The sequence below is a fragment of the Streptomyces sp. LBL genome (assembly GCF_029893585.1).
Taxonomy (GTDB): Bacteria; Actinomycetota; Actinomycetes; order Streptomycetales; family Streptomycetaceae; genus Streptomyces.
The window spans coordinates 109,131-125,611 of the sequence record NZ_JARXYX010000028.1 but is presented as its reverse complement, the minus strand read 5'-3'; the positions used below and the strand labels follow the sequence as shown (position 1 = coordinate 125,611).

Annotated in this window: 17 protein-coding genes; 4 read left to right on the top strand and 13 right to left on the bottom strand. The window is 70.3% G+C overall.

Annotated elements, in window-relative coordinates; translation table 11 throughout:
• The 4 genes from M2271_RS30015 to M2271_RS30000 form a co-directional block, all read right to left on the bottom strand.
• Complete coding sequence (locus M2271_RS30015; RefSeq protein WP_280890515.1) at nt 1-1,095, bottom strand: PDZ domain-containing protein; 1,095 nt, start codon at nt 1,093-1,095, stop codon at nt 1-3.
• Nucleotides 1,096-1,148: 53 nt separating this feature from the next.
• The gene (locus M2271_RS30010; protein ID WP_280890514.1) at nt 1,149-1,313 is read right to left on the bottom strand and encodes a hypothetical protein; all 165 of its coding nucleotides are present in this window, start codon (nt 1,311-1,313) and stop codon (nt 1,149-1,151) included.
• A 366-nt stretch (nt 1,314-1,679) separates the two neighbouring features.
• Nucleotides 1,680-2,141, bottom strand: coding sequence for a molybdenum cofactor biosynthesis protein MoaE (locus tag M2271_RS30005; RefSeq protein WP_280890513.1), 462 nt, complete (start codon nt 2,139-2,141; stop codon nt 1,680-1,682).
• 188 nt (nt 2,142-2,329) lie between these two features.
• The gene (locus tag M2271_RS30000; protein ID WP_280890510.1) at nt 2,330-3,493 is read right to left on the bottom strand and encodes an SDR family oxidoreductase; all 1,164 of its coding nucleotides are present in this window, start codon (nt 3,491-3,493) and stop codon (nt 2,330-2,332) included.
• Between the two features lie 192 nt (nt 3,494-3,685).
• Between M2271_RS30000 and M2271_RS29995 the strand changes: the two genes are divergently transcribed.
• Together M2271_RS29995 and M2271_RS29990 are read left to right on the top strand one after the other, a co-directional pair.
• Entirely contained in the window at nt 3,686-5,152 is a 1,467-nt protein-coding gene (locus M2271_RS29995) for a zinc-dependent metalloprotease (RefSeq protein WP_280890509.1), read from the top strand.
• Nucleotides 5,149-5,664 (top strand): NUDIX domain-containing protein, encoded by a 516-nt coding sequence (locus tag M2271_RS29990; RefSeq protein WP_280890508.1) that lies wholly within the window; start codon nt 5,149-5,151, stop codon nt 5,662-5,664. Before M2271_RS29995 ends, M2271_RS29990 begins: the two co-directional genes overlap by 4 nt.
• Before the next feature lie 110 nt (nt 5,665-5,774).
• On the opposite strand, the gene M2271_RS29985 is transcribed toward M2271_RS29990, so the two are convergent.
• The 4 genes from M2271_RS29985 to M2271_RS29970 form a co-directional block, all read right to left on the bottom strand.
• On the bottom strand, nt 5,775-6,512 hold the full coding sequence (locus M2271_RS29985) for an AIM24 family protein (RefSeq protein ID WP_280890507.1): 738 nt from the start codon (nt 6,510-6,512) through the stop codon (nt 5,775-5,777).
• 19 nt (nt 6,513-6,531) lie between these two features.
• Nucleotides 6,532-7,209, bottom strand: a complete 678-nt coding sequence (locus tag M2271_RS29980; RefSeq protein WP_280890506.1) for an AIM24 family protein — start codon at nt 7,207-7,209, stop codon at nt 6,532-6,534.
• Nucleotides 7,210-7,214: 5 nt separating this feature from the next.
• Complete coding sequence (locus tag M2271_RS29975; protein WP_280890505.1) at nt 7,215-8,792, bottom strand: TerD family protein; 1,578 nt, start codon at nt 8,790-8,792, stop codon at nt 7,215-7,217.
• 178 nt (nt 8,793-8,970) lie between these two features.
• A complete protein-coding gene (locus M2271_RS29970) occupies nt 8,971-9,567 on the bottom strand; it encodes a M48 family metallopeptidase (protein ID WP_280890504.1) in 597 nt (198 codons plus the stop codon).
• A 371-nt stretch (nt 9,568-9,938) separates the two neighbouring features.
• Here M2271_RS29970 and M2271_RS29965 point away from each other — a divergent pair, with 371 nt between their 5' ends.
• Nucleotides 9,939-11,153, top strand: a complete 1,215-nt coding sequence (locus M2271_RS29965; RefSeq protein ID WP_280890532.1) for a TOMM precursor leader peptide-binding protein — start codon at nt 9,939-9,941, stop codon at nt 11,151-11,153.
• Complete coding sequence (locus M2271_RS29960; RefSeq protein ID WP_280890503.1) at nt 11,146-12,525, top strand: AarF/ABC1/UbiB kinase family protein; 1,380 nt, start codon at nt 11,146-11,148, stop codon at nt 12,523-12,525. Before M2271_RS29965 ends, M2271_RS29960 begins: the two co-directional genes overlap by 8 nt.
• A 15-nt stretch (nt 12,526-12,540) precedes the next feature.
• On the opposite strand, the gene M2271_RS29955 is transcribed toward M2271_RS29960, so the two are convergent.
• The 5 genes from M2271_RS29955 to M2271_RS29935 all read right to left on the bottom strand — a co-directional run bounded on the left by M2271_RS29955 (nt 12,541) and on the right by M2271_RS29935 (nt 16,443).
• Nucleotides 12,541-12,753 carry a hypothetical protein gene (locus M2271_RS29955; protein WP_280890502.1) on the bottom strand — a complete coding sequence of 71 codons (213 nt, stop codon included), beginning with the start codon at nt 12,751-12,753 and terminating at the stop codon, nt 12,541-12,543.
• Between the two features lie 145 nt (nt 12,754-12,898).
• Entirely contained in the window at nt 12,899-13,222 is a 324-nt protein-coding gene (locus M2271_RS29950) for a hypothetical protein (protein ID WP_280890501.1), read from the bottom strand.
• Entirely contained in the window at nt 13,219-13,587 is a 369-nt protein-coding gene (locus M2271_RS29945) for a WhiB family transcriptional regulator (RefSeq protein ID WP_280890500.1), read from the bottom strand. Before M2271_RS29945 ends, M2271_RS29950 begins: the two co-directional genes overlap by 4 nt.
• Before the next feature lie 175 nt (nt 13,588-13,762).
• Nucleotides 13,763-14,080, bottom strand: coding sequence for a hypothetical protein (locus tag M2271_RS29940; RefSeq protein WP_280890499.1), 318 nt, complete (start codon nt 14,078-14,080; stop codon nt 13,763-13,765).
• 164 nt (nt 14,081-14,244) lie between these two features.
• Nucleotides 14,245-16,443: an ATP-dependent DNA helicase UvrD2 gene (locus M2271_RS29935; RefSeq protein WP_280890498.1), complete on the bottom strand. Its 2,199-nt coding sequence runs from the start codon at nt 16,441-16,443 to the stop codon at nt 14,245-14,247.
• Nucleotides 16,444-16,481: the final 38 nt, after the last annotated feature.

Below are 16,481 nucleotides of genomic sequence, written 5' to 3'. Positions count from 1 at the left end.
CTACTTCGTCGTGCACTTCGGCAGGTCGGCGGTGTCACCGCTGCGGATGTCCTTCAGGGCGCCCAGGGCGTCGTCGATGGTGTTCACCTTGACGAGCGTGAGCCCCTTGGGGGGGTCGTCCGCGGCGGCCGCGCAGTTGTCGGCGGGGGTGAGGAAGTACTGGGCACCCTTGTCCCGCGCGCCGACGGTCTTCATCTCGATGCCGCCGATCGGGCCGACCTTGCCGTTGTCGTCGATGGTGCCGGTGCCGGCGACGAACCTGCCGCCGGTGAGGCTGCCCGGGGTGAGCTTGTCGTAGATGCCGAGAGCGAACATCAGACCGGCGCTCGGCCCGCCGACGTCGGCGAGCTTGATGTCGACGGTGAAGGGGAAGGTGTGGTCGGTCCCCGCGGAGATCCCGACGATGGCGCGCTTGCCACCGCTGTCGTCGGAGGTCGCGGTCGTGATGGTCACGTCCTGCGTCTTGGTCGCCGTCCTGTTCGCCTTCTCGGCGGCGGCCTGCTCCTTGGCCGGCACGATCGTGAAGGCGACCTTCTGCCCCGGCTTGTGCTTGGTCACCAGCTTCGCGACATCGGCCGGCTCCTTCACCGCCGTACCATCGACGGCCTTGATCACGTCGCCGGCGTGCAGCCTGCCCTCGGCCGGGGTGTCCTTGACGACGGTCGAGACGATCACCCAGGACCGCACCGGGACGTCCAGCTTTTTCAGGGCGGCGACCTTGGCGCTCTCCTGGGACTGGCTGAACTCCTCTGCGTTCTCCTGGGTGGACTGCTCCTCGGTCTTGCCGTCCGGGTAGAGCGTGTCGTGCGGCACGACCCTGTTGTCGTGCGCGAGCCATCCGTAGACGGCCTCGACGAGGTTCATCTTGTAGTCGGCGCTGGTGACGCGGACGGTGGTCATGTTCAGATGCCCGCTCGTCCCGTACGTCTTCCGGCCGGAGATCTGCAGGACCGGCTCGCCGTCATGCTCCCCGAGAGTGTTCACCGTGGGCCCCGGTGACATCTCGGCATACGGCACATTGATGAAGACTCCCGCGCACAGGAGCGCGACCAGCATCAGGGTGGAGGCGAGCATCGTCGCGGTGCGGCGTGGCATGGCACGACAGTACGGGACGGTCCTGTCAGCGCACCGTCAGGGCCGCGTCCGGGTCATGGGCCGGGATGGGACTTCTCCATGGCGGCCCGGAACCGGGCATATCCGTCCAGCTCGGGGCCGTCACTGCGGGCCTTGCGGGTCCGGTTGGCCCAACTTCCCCACAGGCCGGCGCCGATCGCGGCCACCAGCGGAATCAGCAACCAGACGAGCGCCCCCATGCCGACCTCCAACCCCACCTGAACACCACAACTGACTGATCAGCAGATTAACCCTCCACACGGACAACGCTCACGCCAGGGGTGCGGTTACGCAACCGGAGAGTGAGGGAGGTTTCAGCGGGTGCGCTTGGGGTGAGAGGCCGGCCGACGGCTGAGGAGGCGGGTGAAGGGTGAGAGCGGCGGCGGGGAGCTGAGAGCAACTGCGGGCGGAGGGGTGAGAGCCGCACCAGGCTGAGAGCAGCTGCGGCGGGGCTGAGAGCCGCGCCAACTTGAGACCAGCTGCGGCGGGGCTGGGCTGGGCTGGGCTGGGAGCGGTCGCGGCTGGGCTGGGCTGGGAGCGGTCGCGCGGGAGCAGTCGCGCCGACGTCAGCAGGCCCCGACCCATTCCTCCGTGCCGTCGGAGAACTTCTGATGCTTCCAGATGGGCACTTCGTGCTTGAGGTCGTCGATCAGCTTTCGACAGGCCTCAAAGGCCTCGCCCCGGTGCGGACAGGACACGGCGACGACGACGGCGAGGTCCCCGACCCCGAGGTCCCCGACCCGATGCACCGCGGCGAGCGCCCGCACCGGATACTCCGCGACGACCTTCTCGGCGATCCGCCGCATTTCGGCCTCGGCACTGGGATGGCACGAATACCCGAGCTCCTCGACATCGGCGCCCCCGTCGTGGTTCCGCACGGTCCCCACGAACAACGCGGTCCCCCCGGCGGCGTCGTCCCCGACGGCCCGGAAGACCTCGTCCAGGGAGAGTGCCGTCTCCCGAATGGCGAGCAACCTGATCGGATCCTGAGCGACCTGCTCACCTGGGTGGTCGTGTGTGGGTGCCATACCCCCATCGTGCCGCACGCCGACGAGAACGGGGAACAGCCCTGTCAACCGGCACGCGCGCGTGCCGGTTCGGAACCCGCTACCGCTGAACGGCAGGTTCCCGCCGAGAACGGCACGTCCTCGGTGCGGGGAGCCTTCCACCTCGACGCCCACACCGGATCAAGGCGCCCGGAAGAGCTCCGCGCCTCTCAGATCCGCCGCCGAGCCTTCCGAGCCCGCCGCACCACAGCCGCCGCGCCCAACAACGCCACCGTCGCGCCCGCGGCCCCGGCCGCCGTCGCGTCCTTGCGTCCCAGCCGCCGCCCGGCCACCGTATGCCTCCCGGAAACCTCTTCGAGAAGCTCCGCGAGCACTTCCTCGTTGGTCCACTGCGGCCGCCACCCCGCGTCATGCAACCGGCTTCCGCTCACCACCCAGGGGTACATCGTGTACGCCAGATCCCCCGCCGGAGACGGCGTGAGGCCGATCCGATGCAGCCGAGCAGCCGCCCCCAGCGCGACCGCCGACGGCAGCTCCATCCGCCGGATCCCGCTGAGCTCCTCGACCTCCTCCTGCTCCAGCCAGCCGTCGCACCCGACGGCAAGCTCCCCTTCGGCCTTCTCCAGGACGGCGTACTCCAGAGCGCTGCACAGGTCCTCGACGTGGCAGAACTGCCAGGCAGGCCGCGACCCGGCGACGACAAGCAGTCGAGGCGACTCGAAATACCTGGTCAGCGCGGTGTCGGTGCCGCCGACGAGCACAGCCGGGCGCACCACGGTGACATTGAGCCCCGGATGCGCCCGAGGAGCTCTCCGGGCCAGCCTTTCGATCTCCAGCAGATCCCCCACGCCGGTCGCCTCCGCCGTGGCCCGCAGCTCCGCGTCCTCCGACAACGGCAGCTCGTTGTCCGGCAGAGCCCCGTAGACCATGGAGGACGTGCACAGCACGACCCGATGGACACCCGCCGCCGCGGCCGCGGTCAGAACCGTCTGTGTCCCTCGCACGTTGTACGCCGTCCGGGCGGCGGAGTCGGTCTCCAGGTCGAGATCGAGAGCCAGATGCACCACCACGTCGGCCCCGCGCAGCTTCTCCGCGATGGCCGGATCCCGCACGTCCAGGATGTGCCACTGCGCCGCGGCGCACTCGCCGCGCCGCTCGTCGAGTGCGATGACCTGCTTGATCTCCTCCGACGCGACGAGCCGCTCGGTGAGCAGCGCGCCCAGGCCGGACGCGGCGCCGGTGACCGCGACGACGGGCCCACGCGCGCTGGTCGACACGCCGGAGCGAAGCGCCGTCACTGAGGGCTGGCGGTCGGGCGACGGGGGGCCTGAGTGGTTTCGCGCTGCGCGAACCTGCGGATCTGGGGAACTCACCGGGCGTCTCCAGCGGTTGTCTTTAGTACGGACGCGCGTGACGCGTGCGTACCAGGTGGCATCCATCCTGCCGCAGGCCGACAGTAGGCGAAGCACCGAGGCCCGAACCGCCCATGGTGTCTACGCTGGGTGGTGTTGTCGGGAAGCCGCGCCGCCGGAGAGAACCGGTGGCCTTACCAGCCGAGGATTTCCGTGAGTGACACCCCATTCGGATTCGGCCTTCCGCCGGAGGAGCCGGACGACGGCGACGAGGGCAAGAAGAAGGACCCGCAGAGCGGCGGTGGTCAGGGACCGGCCAACCCGTTCGGTTTCGGCGAGATGCCCGGTGTCGGAGGCTTTGGCGGCCCCGGTGCGGACAATCCGCTCGCTGCCATGTTCGGTTCGCTGAACCCCACCGACCTGGGCGCCGCCTTCCAGCAGCTGGGCCAGATGCTCTCGTACGAGGGCGGCCCGGTGAACTGGGACATGGCCAAGCAGATCGCCCGCCAGACGGTCTCCCAGGGCACCGCCGACGGCACCAAGGACGCGAGCGTCGGCCCCGCCGAGCGCAATGCGGTCCAGGAGGCCGTCCGCCTGGCCGACCTGTGGCTGGACGACGCGACCTCCCTGCCGTCCGGTGCGGCCTCCGCGGTGGCGTGGAGCCGCGCGGAGTGGGTCGAGGCGACCCTGCCGGCGTGGAAGGAGCTCGTGGACCCGGTCGCCGAACGCGTCGGCGCCGCCATGGGTGACGTCCTGCCGGAGGAGATGCAGGCCATGGCCGGCCCGCTGATCGGCATGATGCGCTCGATGGGCGGCGCCATGTTCGGCACGCAGATCGGGCAGGCGGTCGGCGTGCTCGCGGGCGAGGTCGTCGGTTCCACCGACATCGGCCTGCCGCTCGGCCAGGCCGGCAAGGCCGCGCTGCTGCCGGTGAACATGGACGCGTTCGGCAAGGACCTCGGCGTGTCGAAGGAGGAGGTGCGCCTGTACCTCGCTCTGCGTGAGGCAGCCCACCAGCGCCTGTTCGCTCATGTGCCGTGGCTGCGTTCGCACCTGTTCGGCGCGGTCGACGGCTACGCGCGCGGGATCAAGGTCGACACCGCCAAGCTGGAGGACGTGGTCGGCCAGTTCGACCCGCAGAACCCCGAGCAGCTGCAGGACGCCCTTCAGCAGGGCATGTTCCAGCCGGAGGACACGCCCGAGCAGAAGGCGGCCCTGGCCCGTCTGGAAACAGCTCTCGCGCTCGTCGAGGGCTGGGTCGACGCGGTGGTCCACGCGGCCGCGAAGCCGCGCCTTTCCTCCGCCGACGCGCTGCGCGAGACCCTGCGCCGCCGTCGCGCCTCGGGCGGCCCGGCCGAGCAGACGTTCGCCACGCTGATCGGCCTGGAACTGCGCCCCCGCCGCCTGCGGGACGCCTCCCGTCTGTGGGCCTCGCTCACCGACGCACGCGGTGTCGACGGCCGTGACGCCCTGTGGGCCCACCCCGACATGCTGCCGACCGCCTCCGACCTCGACGACCCGGACGGCTTCGTGCATCGCGAGCAACTGGACTTCTCCGAGCTGGACAAGATGCTCGGCGAGGCGGCGGACAAGCCCGACCTCAAGAAGAAGGACTCCAAGGACGGGGACACGGACGCGGACAAGGGGACGGAGAAGGACAGGAGCGACGACACCGAGTGAGCCTGTACGACGACGCGGTCCTCGTGCTGAAGAACTACGAGGACCAGAAAGAGCTGCGCCAGATCTATCTGGATCACCTGGCAGAGCACCCGGACGGCATGTGGAAGGCCTGCGAGGACGGGCACATCACGGCAAGCGCCCTGGTGATCGACCCGGAGCAGGGCCGCGTACTGCTCACGCTCCACAGGAAGCTGCGCATGTGGCTCCAGATGGGCGGCCACTGCGAGCCAGCCGATGACACGCTGGCGGCCGCCGCCCTGCGTGAGGGGACCGAGGAGTCGGGCATCGCCGGACTGGGCCTGCTGCCCGGCGGCCCGGTGCGTCTGGACCGCCACCACACGCCCTGCGCCTGGCACCTCGACGTCCAGTACGCCGCGCTCGCCCCGTCGGAGGCCGTCGAAGTGATCAGCGACGAGTCCCTGGATCTGCGCTGGTTCGGATACGACGAGGTGGCGACCGTGGCGGACGAGTCGGTCGTACGACTCATGAAGGCCGCCCGCGCACGACTCTGAACAAGTGTTCCGAGAGTGTTCCGGACGTGCGTAAGGGGCGACCGACCTGGGTGGTCACCCCTTACGTCTGTTTCCCGGACGGTGTCACCGGGCGGTGTCACCGGGCGGTGTCAGCTGTTGCTGCCCCCGAGGGAGTTCCCACGCATCCCGAACTGGCCGAGCATCCCCGACGAGCGCAGATGTTGCGGCGGAAGCAACTCACTGGGCTGCACCAGGACATGTCCCGTCCCGGAGAACTGCATCTCCCAGCCCTCGCCGGTGGAACCTCGGCGACGCCACACGGCGGAGGTGGAGGTGGGGGCCTGGAGCTGGGTCCGCAGGGACGTGGACCAGGCGACCACGGCGTCCGCGTCGCAGCAGATGTTCTTCTCCGGGGTCACCTCCATCACCAGCGGCTCCCCGGAGGTCATGAGGACGACCTGTCCGGAGCCGGAGAGCTCCAGGTTGTAGGCGCCTGCCGAGGCGATCTCGACGGCACTGTCGACCGCGACGATCCCGACGCCCAGGGAGCCGTCGAAGGCGAGGACGTAGGCGCTGTCGACGGTCAGACCGCGACCGACCTCCATGATGTGCAGGTGCTGGGCCAGGTTGGCGAGGTAGACGACGCCGTTGCCCTTGCAGCGCATGAGTTCCAGGCGCTCACCGGTCATCCGCTCGACGTTGCGCCAGCTGCGGTTGCGGTACTGGCTGTCGAACTCCACCTGCCCCTCGAAGGCCACCATGGCGCCTTGGCGCGCGAGTACGGCGCTGCTGCCCTGGGTGACGTCGGTCTTGAGGAGCTGCGGGTTCTGCAGGGTGTAACGGCCGGTGGACTCCACCGGGACGTGTGCGAAGAGTGTGCTGTGCATGATGTGCCTGGTGCTCCCTTCAGCCCCGGATCTTGAATCGGTCGCCGGTGTCCTCGCTCGGCTGGACGACCACGAAGCCCTGCCCTTTGAAGCCGACCTGGAAGGCCTCACCGCTGCCCCTGCCGATCAGGGCGCTCGCCTTGACCGTGCGGCGGGCCTTCATGTCCATGCCGGTGGTCCAGGCGATGAGCGCGTCCGGGTCGACGTACGTCTCCCGTTCGGCGCAGTCCAGGGCCATCGGAACGCCCCGGCTTACCAGCGCGACCCAGCCGGTGCCCCGCACGACCAGGTTGGTCAGGCCGGAGCCGGACAGCTTGGCGAGCCCCTTGACCGGTTCGACGGTCAGTTCCAGCGAGGCGTCGCAGGCCAGCAGTGTGGCGCCGTTGACCGAGAGGGCCTCGCCGTTGAGGTGGAGGACGACGATGTCGCCGCCGTAGTCAGCGAGGTAGAGGTCGCCGTCACCGCGGCAGAGCATCAGCCTGCCGCCCTCACCGGTGACCATCTCCTCCGCCGAACGACGGAGGGTGGCCGGCGGCCCGTCGAACTGCACATAGCCGTCGTAGGCGATCATCGAGCCGGCCTTGGCCAGCAGATCGTGTCCGGTGGCCATGGTGACCTTGAGCGTCTTGGAGCTGTGCACACTCATCCGGACGCCGGTCGAAGCGGCGCGGTGCGCGCTGAGAGTCTGGGTGTCCATGGGCCTCACACCTCGAAGGGCTGTACGACGACGAAGTTGCCGGGGGCGCCGCGGAACTGGAGGTTCACGGCCTCCGTGGACTGCCGGGAGTATCCGGAGCGGCGCAGCCTGAGCGCGGTCGTGGTGACGGCCTGCGCACCGGCGGACCAGGCGATGACGGCGTTGCCGTCGACATAGGTGGCCGGGCCGACCGGGATGACGACCGGCACGCCGCGGGTCTTCACGGCGACCGCGCCGGTGCCGGAGAAGAGCATGCTGAACAGGCCGCCGCCCGGCAGCCCCGCGCCCTCGATCCGGCGAACCTCGGTCTCCAGGGCCTCGTCGAAGGCGAGCACACCCTGCGCGCTGGTGTAGAGCTGCTCCCCCTGGAGCCGGATCACGAAGACACGGCTGGCCTCGTCGGCGAGGAAGACCTCCCCATCGCCGGAGCAGCGCATCAGGGACATGCCCTGGCCGGTGAGTGCTCCGGTGAGCTTGCCGAGCAGACCCGAGCCCTTGTGGGCGAAGTCGATGTCGCCCTGGTAGGCGACCATGCTGCCCTGCTTTGCGAGGATGGCGGCGCCCTTGGTGAGCGTGGCCCGCACGAGCTGCGGGTTCTGCTCCGTCCAGCGGTCGCCCACGGGCGCTTCCGCGTACTTCGTCAGGACGACGCGTACGTTCGCCTCGGGCGGCACGGGCGCGAGCTGCGTAGCGCCGCCGAAGGGCTGCTGCTGCCCGGGGAAGGTTCCGGGGGCGCCGGGGGGCGTGAACATCTGCGGACCCGCGCCGGGGGGCGTGAACATCTGCGGGCTCGGAGGCGCGCCGGGCGCCTGCGGCGGCACGCCGGGAGGAGCGCCGACTCCGCCCGGCGGGGTGGTTCCCACGATCGTCGGGGCCGTGTGGACCGACGGGGCGGGCGCCGGCGGGGCCGGTGCCGCGGGGGCTGGGGCTGGGGCTGGGGGTACGGGGGGCGGGCCGAACGCGGGCGGCACCGGCGGCGGGGCGGCCGGCTGCGGCGGTGCGAACGTCGGCGCCTGGGACTGCTCAGGGGCGACCGGCGCGGACGCCGGCTCCTCCTCGGCGGCCTCGCCGCCGAAGTTCCTCAGCAGGGCCTCCAGGCCGCCGTCGAAGCCCTGGCCGACCGCGGCGAAGCGCCACACGTCCTTCAGGTAGAAGTCGCCCAGCATCACGGCGCGTTCGGTGGAGAACTCGCTGCCGTCGAAGGAGTACCGGGCAACCTCCTCGCCGCCGGCGACGATCCGGAGGTGTCCGGGGGCGATCTGTGACATCTGGCCGGCACCGTCGATCGTCGCCGTGAATGACAGTTTCTGGATCTGTGGCGGAATCTGATCGAGCGTGACCCGGAAGGACTCGGTGTCACCCGCCTGTGAGCCCAGGAGCTGGAGGGAGTCCTCGGGTGACTTCGGCTGGTTGAAGAAGACGAAGTACCGGTCGTCCGAAAGCCGTTCGTCGGCGTCCAGACCGAAGCAGCTGATGTCGAAGGTCAGTCCGGGGCCGGAGATCTGTACACCCACGTACAGGTCCGTACCCGCGGTCAGGTCGCTGATCTTGGCCTTGTGGCCCCGTTGGAATTCCCTGGCCATGCGTAACGACCGTCCCCCATCCCGAAAGTGACTGCGTCGCGACAGGCTAACGGCAAACTCGGACACCGACGGAGCTCGGTACAGATCCGGTACAAAATCCCGGTCCCGACCGCCTGGCGCGATCTCGACCGTGTCGCCCGGGCCACGCCGCGGAGTGGGGCACCGCGCGGGGCGGGCGTCACTCTTCGTGGGCCCCCGGCACATGGGGAAGCCGCTCGGCGGCGACCACGCCCTCGAGGTAGCCCCTGGCCCGCTCGGTGCGCGGGTACGCCTCCAGCAGCCGCCAGAAGCGCGGCCCGTGTCCGGGCACGAGCAGATGGGCGAGCTCGTGCAGGAGGACGTAGTCCACGACGTACTCGGGCATGCCCTGAAGGCGGTGCGAAAGGCGGATGCTGCCCTCGGCAGGGGTGCACGAGCCCCAGCGCGTGTTCTGATTGGTGACCCAGCGCACCGAATTGGGTCGGGCCCGGCCGTCGAAGTACTGGGCCGAGAGCCGCTCGGCACGCTCGGCCAGCTCCGCGTCCCCGAGGACCCGTTTGCTCTCCTGGGCGGCCAGCTTGTCGAGCATGACGCCCACCCAGCGCTGCTCCTCGGCCTCCGACATCCGAGCAGGGATGAGTACGACGGTGCGATCGCCCTCGCGGTACGCGGAGACCGTCCGGCGTCGCCGGGCGCTCCTGCGGACCTCGATCGCGCTCGCCCCCGAGCCGCTCGGCGGCTGGCTCGTCGTGCTGCGCTGTGGCGTTCCGGCGCGGTGCAGTGGGTCGGCGGGCACGCCCCGACGTTACCCGCTGCGCACACGGGAAGTCCCGACTCCGGGACGGTTGGGTTCCGATCCCCCACATGCGTTTGATTCACACGACCGATTCGCACGACCGATTCGTACGACCGATTCGTACGACTGGCTTGTATGACGAATACCCGCCGCCTGTGGACAACTTTCGGCGCCCTGCGCCGCGCCGGGGCATGCTGGCAGTCGTCGGCGAAGCACGTCGGCACTCGTCGGCAACGCCGCGACGGAGGTCCGACCGGACGTCCGACCGGCCACGACCGGCGAACGGGGACGTTCCACGAGGGCTACGGGGGCCTGTGATGCAGCGGACGGTGACGCAGAAGACGAGTACACGGTCGACGAGTGCGCAGTCGATGGTGCCGATCGTGAAGCCGGCGCTCCGGCGCGGCTGGCGCGACCTCAACACCGTGCAGTTCGGGATGACTCCGGCGCACGCGATGACGCTCGGACCGATGGACACGGCGACGGGCAGTTTCCTCGACCTGCTCAACGGCACCCGTGGGTTGCCGCTTCTGCGGGAGGAGGGGCGCCGCATAAACCTCCCCGACGGTCATGTCGACGCCCTGGTGGAGCGGCTGGCGCAGGCCGGGCTCGTCGACGACGTGAGAGGAGGCGGACCGGCCGCTGAGGCCCTGCGCACGAAGAAGGAGGTCCTTGACCGGTTGCGCCCCGATCTGGCCTCGCTGTCGCTGACCGCGTCCGAGCCGGGTGAGGCGCTCGGGCTGCTCGCCGCCCGCCGCTCGCTGCGGGTCCAGGTCAGAGGCGCGGGCCGGGTGGGTGCCGTCCTGGCCTCGCTGCTGTCGGGGGCCGGGGTCGGCGAGGTCGAGGTGCGTGACGTCGGCCGCGTCGAGCCAGGGGATGTCGCGCCGGGCGGACTGCCCGCCGAGTCCGTCGGCGACCGCAGAGACGAGGCCGCGCGCCGGGCCGCGCGCCGGGCGGCCCCGGACAGCCCGCCGCGCCGCGGCCCCCGCACCGCCTCCGACGGCCACGACACCGGCCTGTCCCTGGTGATCCTCGCCCCACGGGACGACGTGGACGTGCACGCGCCCCTGCCGTCCGCCGCCGAGCCCCTGATCGCTTCCGGGACAGCTCATCTGTACGCCGGGGTCGTGGAGGGAACCGGAGTGGTGGGTCCGCTCGTGCTGCCCGGCGAGACGGGGTGCGCCGGCTGTCTGCACCAGGCACGCGTCGACCGGGACCAGACCTGGCCCCGCCTGGTCGCCCAGTGGCGCTCCGGCGGGCCACACCGGCCCCGCCCCTGCGACCTGGCGCTGGCCACTACAGTCGCGGGTCTGGCGGCCACGCACGCGCTCGCCTTCCTGGACGGCCGGGTTCCGTCGAGCGCGGGTGCGCGCTGGGAGGTCTCGCTGCCTGCCCTCACCTGGCATGCGCGCCCGGTATGGGCACATTCCGCATGCCCGTGTGGGGCAGCGGAGAAAAGTAAGGGGGAACACCCCTCCGAGGGCGAGGAGTGGCACGAGAGAATGGCTGAGCAACAACCGTCGATGGAGTTACGCCGTAGGGCTGACGCGGCGCGGCTGGCTGGCACCTGGAGGGCGCATGTCTGATCTTCCCCGCAAGGCGGTCACCCGTACCGCCAAGCTCGCCGCACTCCCGCTCGGCTTCGCCGGACGGGCGACCTGGGGACTCGGCAAGCGGATCGTCGGCGAGTCCGCGGAGCTGGTCGGCCGCGAGCTGCAACAGCGCACGGCGGAGCAGTTGTTCAAGGTGCTCGGCGAGCTCAAGGGCGGCGCGATGAAGTTCGGCCAGGCCCTCTCGGTGTTCGAGTCGGCGCTCCCCGAAGAGGTCGCCGGCCCCTACCGGGCGGCGCTGACGAAGCTCCAGGAGGCGGCGCCCCCGATGCCGACCCGCACCGTGCACACGGTGCTGACGGAGCGCCTCGGCGAGAACTGGAAGGAGCTGTTCCTCGAGTTCGAGGACAAGCCGTCGGCGGCCGCCTCGATCGGCCAGGTGCACCATGGGGTGTGGCACGATGGCCGCGAGGTGGCGGTCAAGGTGCAGTACCCGGGCGCCGGTGAGGCCCTGCTGTCCGACCTGAACCAGTTGAGCCGGTTCGCCCGCCTGTTGGGTCCCCTCATCCCCGGTGTGGACATCAAGCCCCTGATCACGGAGCTCAGGGACCGGGTCTCGGAAGAGCTGGACTACGGCCTGGAGGCGCAGGCCCAGCGCGTCCACGCCGAGGAGTTCGCGGACGATCCGGATGTGGCGGTGCCCGGTGTGGTCCACCAGTGCGAGCAGATCCTGGTCACCGAGTGGATGGCCGGCGTCCCGCTGTCGGAGGTGATCGCCGACGGAACGCAGGAGCAGCGCGACCGCGCCGGTCAGCTGTTGGCCCGCTTCCTCTTCTCGGGTCCCGCCCGCACGGGTCTGCTGCACGCCGATCCGCACCCGGGCAACTTCCGTCTGCTGCCCGGCGGCCCGGGCAGCGAGGAGGACTGGCGCCTGGGCGTCCTGGACTTCGGCACGGTCGACCGCCTTCCGGGCGGCCTGCCGACCCCGATCGGCAGGTCCCTGCGCATGACGATCGACGGTGAGGCGGAGGCCGTCTACGAACTTCTGTGCTCCGAGGGCTTCGTCAAGGAATCCATAGAGCTCGACCCCGACGCCGTCCTCGACTACCTCCTGCCGATCATCGAACCGGCCGAGGCCGACGAGTTCACCTTCACCCGCGGCTGGATGCGCAGCCAGGCGGCCCGCATCGCCGACCCCCGCTCCCCCGCCCACCAACTGGGCAAGCAGCTCAACCTGCCCCCGGCCTACCTTCTGATCCACCGGGTGACCTTGAGCACCATCGGCGTGCTGTGCCAGCTGGGGGCGACCGTGCGGCTGCGGGAGGAACTGGAGGAGTGGTTGCCGGGGTTCGTCCCGGAGAAGACCGTGGAGAGCGTGGACGAGGAGGAGTCGGCGGCAGAGGCGTGAGGGTCCTCGGCCGGCTCACCACCAGTCCGAGTCCAACCGCCCCTCGATCGCTCTGAGGTTCTCCCGGGAGCATCGGTCGCAGAAGTAATGGCGAGTGCCGTTCTCCACGGAGCAGGTCCAGGCGATCCGGGGTCCCGCGGTGCGGGCGCCGCAGCGGGCGCACACGAGGGGATCGGGCTCTTGGGCGGTGCCGCCGGCCTGGTCACTGTCTCCGGGAAGACTCGTCACCCGGCGACGATATCGCCGCGGCCATCGGATCGGCGGACACAACGCACCCGCGGGGGCCGGTCCGTTCGGTCGGACCGACCCCCGCGGGGAGAGCTCCGCCTCCCCGGGCAGGGAGGCCACCGCTTCCGGTGTGTTCGGGATGTGATTACTGCATGACGGCCATGGCGAGCGCGCGGCGGGCGCGCAGCGAGGCGCGCTCGGCCCGGCGCTGCATCCGGCGGGCTGCCGCCAGGCGCACGGCCTGTCGGTCCCGCTCGGCCTCATGCAGTAGTTCGTGCATATGCGCACGAGCCAGGGCTTCTGGAATGAGTTGCATCTCTCGGGTCCTGTTCTGGCGCGAGTCCATCGCGCTGCTCTTGGTGAAGTCTTCAGGCGTCGCGCCTGCGGGCTCGGTGATGGACGGCTTCATCGGGGCCTGCTTCTTCGGGTCGTGCGTGAGGGGGCGGTCGATCGTTCCTGCGGTGTTCATGCCGTGACCGGGTTCTTGCGCGGGCGACCACGCGGCCGCTTCCGGGCAACGACGACACCCTGCACGAACAGCTCGCCACCCCAGACGCCCCAGGGCTCACGCCGCTCCTTGGCGCCGGCGAGGCAGGCCTCGACCAGCGGGCAGGTGCGGCAGAGGGACTTGGCGTATTCGACGTCCGCCGGCGACTCGGCGAAGAAGACCTCCGGGTCGTAGGAGCGGCAGGGAACGGGCACGCCGAGGTTCTCGATGGCGTCGTCGAGCGCGGTGAGCGCGGTGAGCGGAGTCAAGGTGGAGTCCTCCGTGAGGCCGGGCGGGGGGATCGTTTCGGAAGGCGGTACGGACGGGGCGTGCGCTTCGAGATGCACGGTTCGTCTTCCTCGTCTGTCGTTCCGGTCCTGTTGGACCGGGTTGCGGCTGGTACCGGAGTCTTTTCTTGTCCCGAGGCCCCTTCGCTCTGCCGTCCCCGTTCAGGGACAAACAAATGGGCCGCGGATCCCGGGTGGGGTTCCGCGGCCCTGAAGGCGCCGGCCTGATCGACGATCAGACTGGATCACTCCAGGGTTCTGGCCCACGGAAGGCCCACATCAGGTGGTGCTGCGTCTGCTTCCGGCTACCGGCACCGGCCGCCGCAAAGGCATAGGCCTGCGCCTGTGCCGCTACTGCTTCCAGTGCCTTGGTCGGTCGCTCATTGCGCTCACTGACGGGAAGACCCGCCAGAGACACGGAGGACGCCGGACGCACGGCACGAATGCCGGACAGGCCGGTGCCGGGGACCGAGGCGCCGAGCACGCACGTGGAGACGACCGAGCGATCGGTCATTTTGACGGTGCTGATGGAGCTGCCGTTGATGCTGATCACTGCAATCGCCTCCTCTCGGCGTCTGGGGGACCGGGGTGAGCCAGTCCGTCGGATATGCAAGTACAGCACGGAATCGGGGCCTCCGAGAAGGCCTCCGTCCCCGTGGCTAAGAACCTATGGGGATTGCTGGGGCATGCGCAAACTATTTTCTGGACGAGTTCGCATCAGTCGCCGTCTTCTTCTCCCCCCGGGGTCTGGCCTGCGCAGATGGCGAGGACATCCGCTCCGTAGCGGTCGAGCTTGCGCATGCCGACCCCGGGGATCCGTGCCAACACCCCCTCGTCGTCCGGGGCGGCTTCGGCGATCGCCATCATCGTCTTGTCGGTGAACACGCAGAAAGCGGGCTGTCCACTGCGTTGTGCCTGGACCGCACGCCACTCGCGCAGTCGCTCGTAGAGACCCTCGTCCATGTCGGACGGGCAGTCCTCACATCGCATCAGTTTCATCTCGCCCGCGTCGGTGAGCGTGCGCCCGCACACCCGGCAGCGGGCCGGAGTGCGCTGCCGTCGTCGAGGGGCGGCGCCCGGCCTGCTCGTGAAGCCCCGCTCGACACCTCCGGAACCGGCCACGGCGGCCCGTCCGGCACCGGCGGCGGCCGAGCCGGGGCGCAGTCCCTCGAGAAAGCGGCTGGGACGGCGGCTGGGTCGGCCTCCGGGCGAGCGGGAGAGCGCCCAGGAGACATGGAGGTGTTCTCTGGCCCGGGTGACGCCGACATAGAGGAGGCGGCGTTCTTCCTCTGTCTGCTCGTCGGTCTTTGCGTAGGTGATCGGCATCATGCCCTCGGCGACCCCGACCAGGAAGACGACGTCCCATTCCAGGCCCTTGGCCGAGTGCAGGGAGGCGAGGGTGACGCCCTCCACGGTCGGAGCGTGCTGGGCCCCCGCCCTTTCGTCCAGTTCGGCGACGAGGTCACCGAGGGTGGCGCCGGGTCTGGCGACGACGAAGTCCTGCGCCAGGTTCACCAGGGCCGCCAGGGACTCCCAGCGCTCTCTGACAGCTCCGGAGCCGGCCGGGGGCTCTGTGGTCCAGCCTTCCCCGGAAAGTACGGCACGCACCTGGGACGGCAGGTCGACGGCGTCGTCGAGGAGGGAGTCGTTGCCACCGAAACGGGCCGCGCCGCGCAGGGCGATGCCTGCCTTGCGGACCTCGGGGCGGTCGAAGAACCGCTCGGCGCCCCGCAGCTGGTAGGGGACCACGGCGTCGGCGAGAGCCTGTTCGTAGGTCTCGGACTGGGCGTTGGTGCGGAACAGGATGGCGATCTCGCTGGCCCGCACGCCTCCGTTCATCAGCTCGCGGATGCGGCGGGCGGCGCCCTCGGCCTCGGCGGGCTCGTCGGCGTACTCGGCGTAGACGGGTTCGGGGCCGGGGGCGCGCTGGGAGACCAGCTCCAGTCGGTGGTCCGCGGCGCGGCCACGGGCCTGGGCGAGCAGGCCGTTGGCGAGATGCACGACCTGTGGTGTGGAGCGGTAGTCGCGGACCAGCTTGACGACCGTGGCGCCGGGGTGGCGGGTGCGGAAGTCGAGCAGGTGGTCGGGAGTTGCTCCCGTGAACGAGTAGATCGTCTGGCTGGCATCGCCGACCACGCACAGGTTGTCCCGGTCGCCCAGCCACAGCTCCAGCAAGCGCTGCTGGAGCGGGCTGACGTCCTGGTACTCGTCGACCACGAAGTGCTGGTACTGGGCGCGGACCTGCTCTGCGACGTCGGGCCGGTCCTGGAGGATGGCGACGGTCAGCAGCAGGACGTCCTCGAAGTCGATGACCCCGCGATCACGCTTGAGGCCCTCGTACGCGGAGTAGAGCTGGGCGATCTCGGCCGGGTCTCGGGGGCTCTCGCGGCCGGCCTTGGCGGCGGCGAGCCGGTAGTCGGCGGGGACGGTCTGGGTGACCTTGGACCATTCGATCTCGCCGGTGACATCCCTCAGCTCGCCCCGGTCGAGGCGGATACGGCAGGCGGCGGCCGCGTCGGCGACCAGCTGAATCTTGCGGTCGACGAGGCGGGGCATGGCGCCGCCGACCGCTTTCGGCCAGAAGTACTGGAGCTGGCGCAGGGCGGCGGAGTGGAAGGTCCGGGCCTGGACGCCGCCCGCGCCGAGCTGTCGGAGCCGGCCGCGCATCTCACCGGCGGCGCGGTTGGTGAAGGTGACGGCCAGCACGGTGGACGGCTGGAGGATGCCCGCGCGCACGCCGTAGGCGATGCGGTGGGTGATCGCCCGTGTCTTGCCCGTTCCGGCACCCGCCAGCACACACACCGGACCGTGCAGGGCCGTGGCCACTTCGCGCTGCTCGGGGTCGAGCCCTTCGAGCACCGCGTCCGCCGAGTCCGGTGTCTGCGGGAAAAGGGTGGAGTGCGTTGCTGCTGTCACATGGCCATGCTGCCAGGTCGCCGGAGACAGATGAGCCG

Excerpts from the sequence above, each read along its gene's own strand:
- M2271_RS30015 (WP_280890515.1), bottom strand. The coding sequence starts at position 1,095 with ATGCCACGCCGCACCGCGACGATGCTCGCCTCCACCCTGATGCTGGTC.
- M2271_RS30010 (WP_280890514.1), bottom strand. The coding sequence starts at position 1,313 with ATGGGGGCGCTCGTCTGGTTGCTGATTCCGCTGGTGGCCGCGATCGGC.
- M2271_RS30005 (WP_280890513.1), bottom strand. The coding sequence starts at position 2,141 with ATGGCACCCACACACGACCACCCAGGTGAGCAGGTCGCTCAGGATCCG.
- M2271_RS29985 (WP_280890507.1), bottom strand. The coding sequence starts at position 6,512 with ATGCACAGCACACTCTTCGCACACGTCCCGGTGGAGTCCACCGGCCGT.
- M2271_RS29980 (WP_280890506.1), bottom strand. The coding sequence starts at position 7,209 with ATGGACACCCAGACTCTCAGCGCGCACCGCGCCGCTTCGACCGGCGTC.
- M2271_RS29975 (WP_280890505.1), bottom strand. The coding sequence starts at position 8,792 with ATGGCCAGGGAATTCCAACGGGGCCACAAGGCCAAGATCAGCGACCTG.
- M2271_RS29965 (WP_280890532.1), top strand. The coding sequence starts at position 9,939 with ATGGTGCCGATCGTGAAGCCGGCGCTCCGGCGCGGCTGGCGCGACCTC.
- M2271_RS29960 (WP_280890503.1), top strand. The coding sequence starts at position 11,146 with ATGTCTGATCTTCCCCGCAAGGCGGTCACCCGTACCGCCAAGCTCGCC.
- M2271_RS29950 (WP_280890501.1), bottom strand. The coding sequence starts at position 13,222 with ATGAACACCGCAGGAACGATCGACCGCCCCCTCACGCACGACCCGAAG.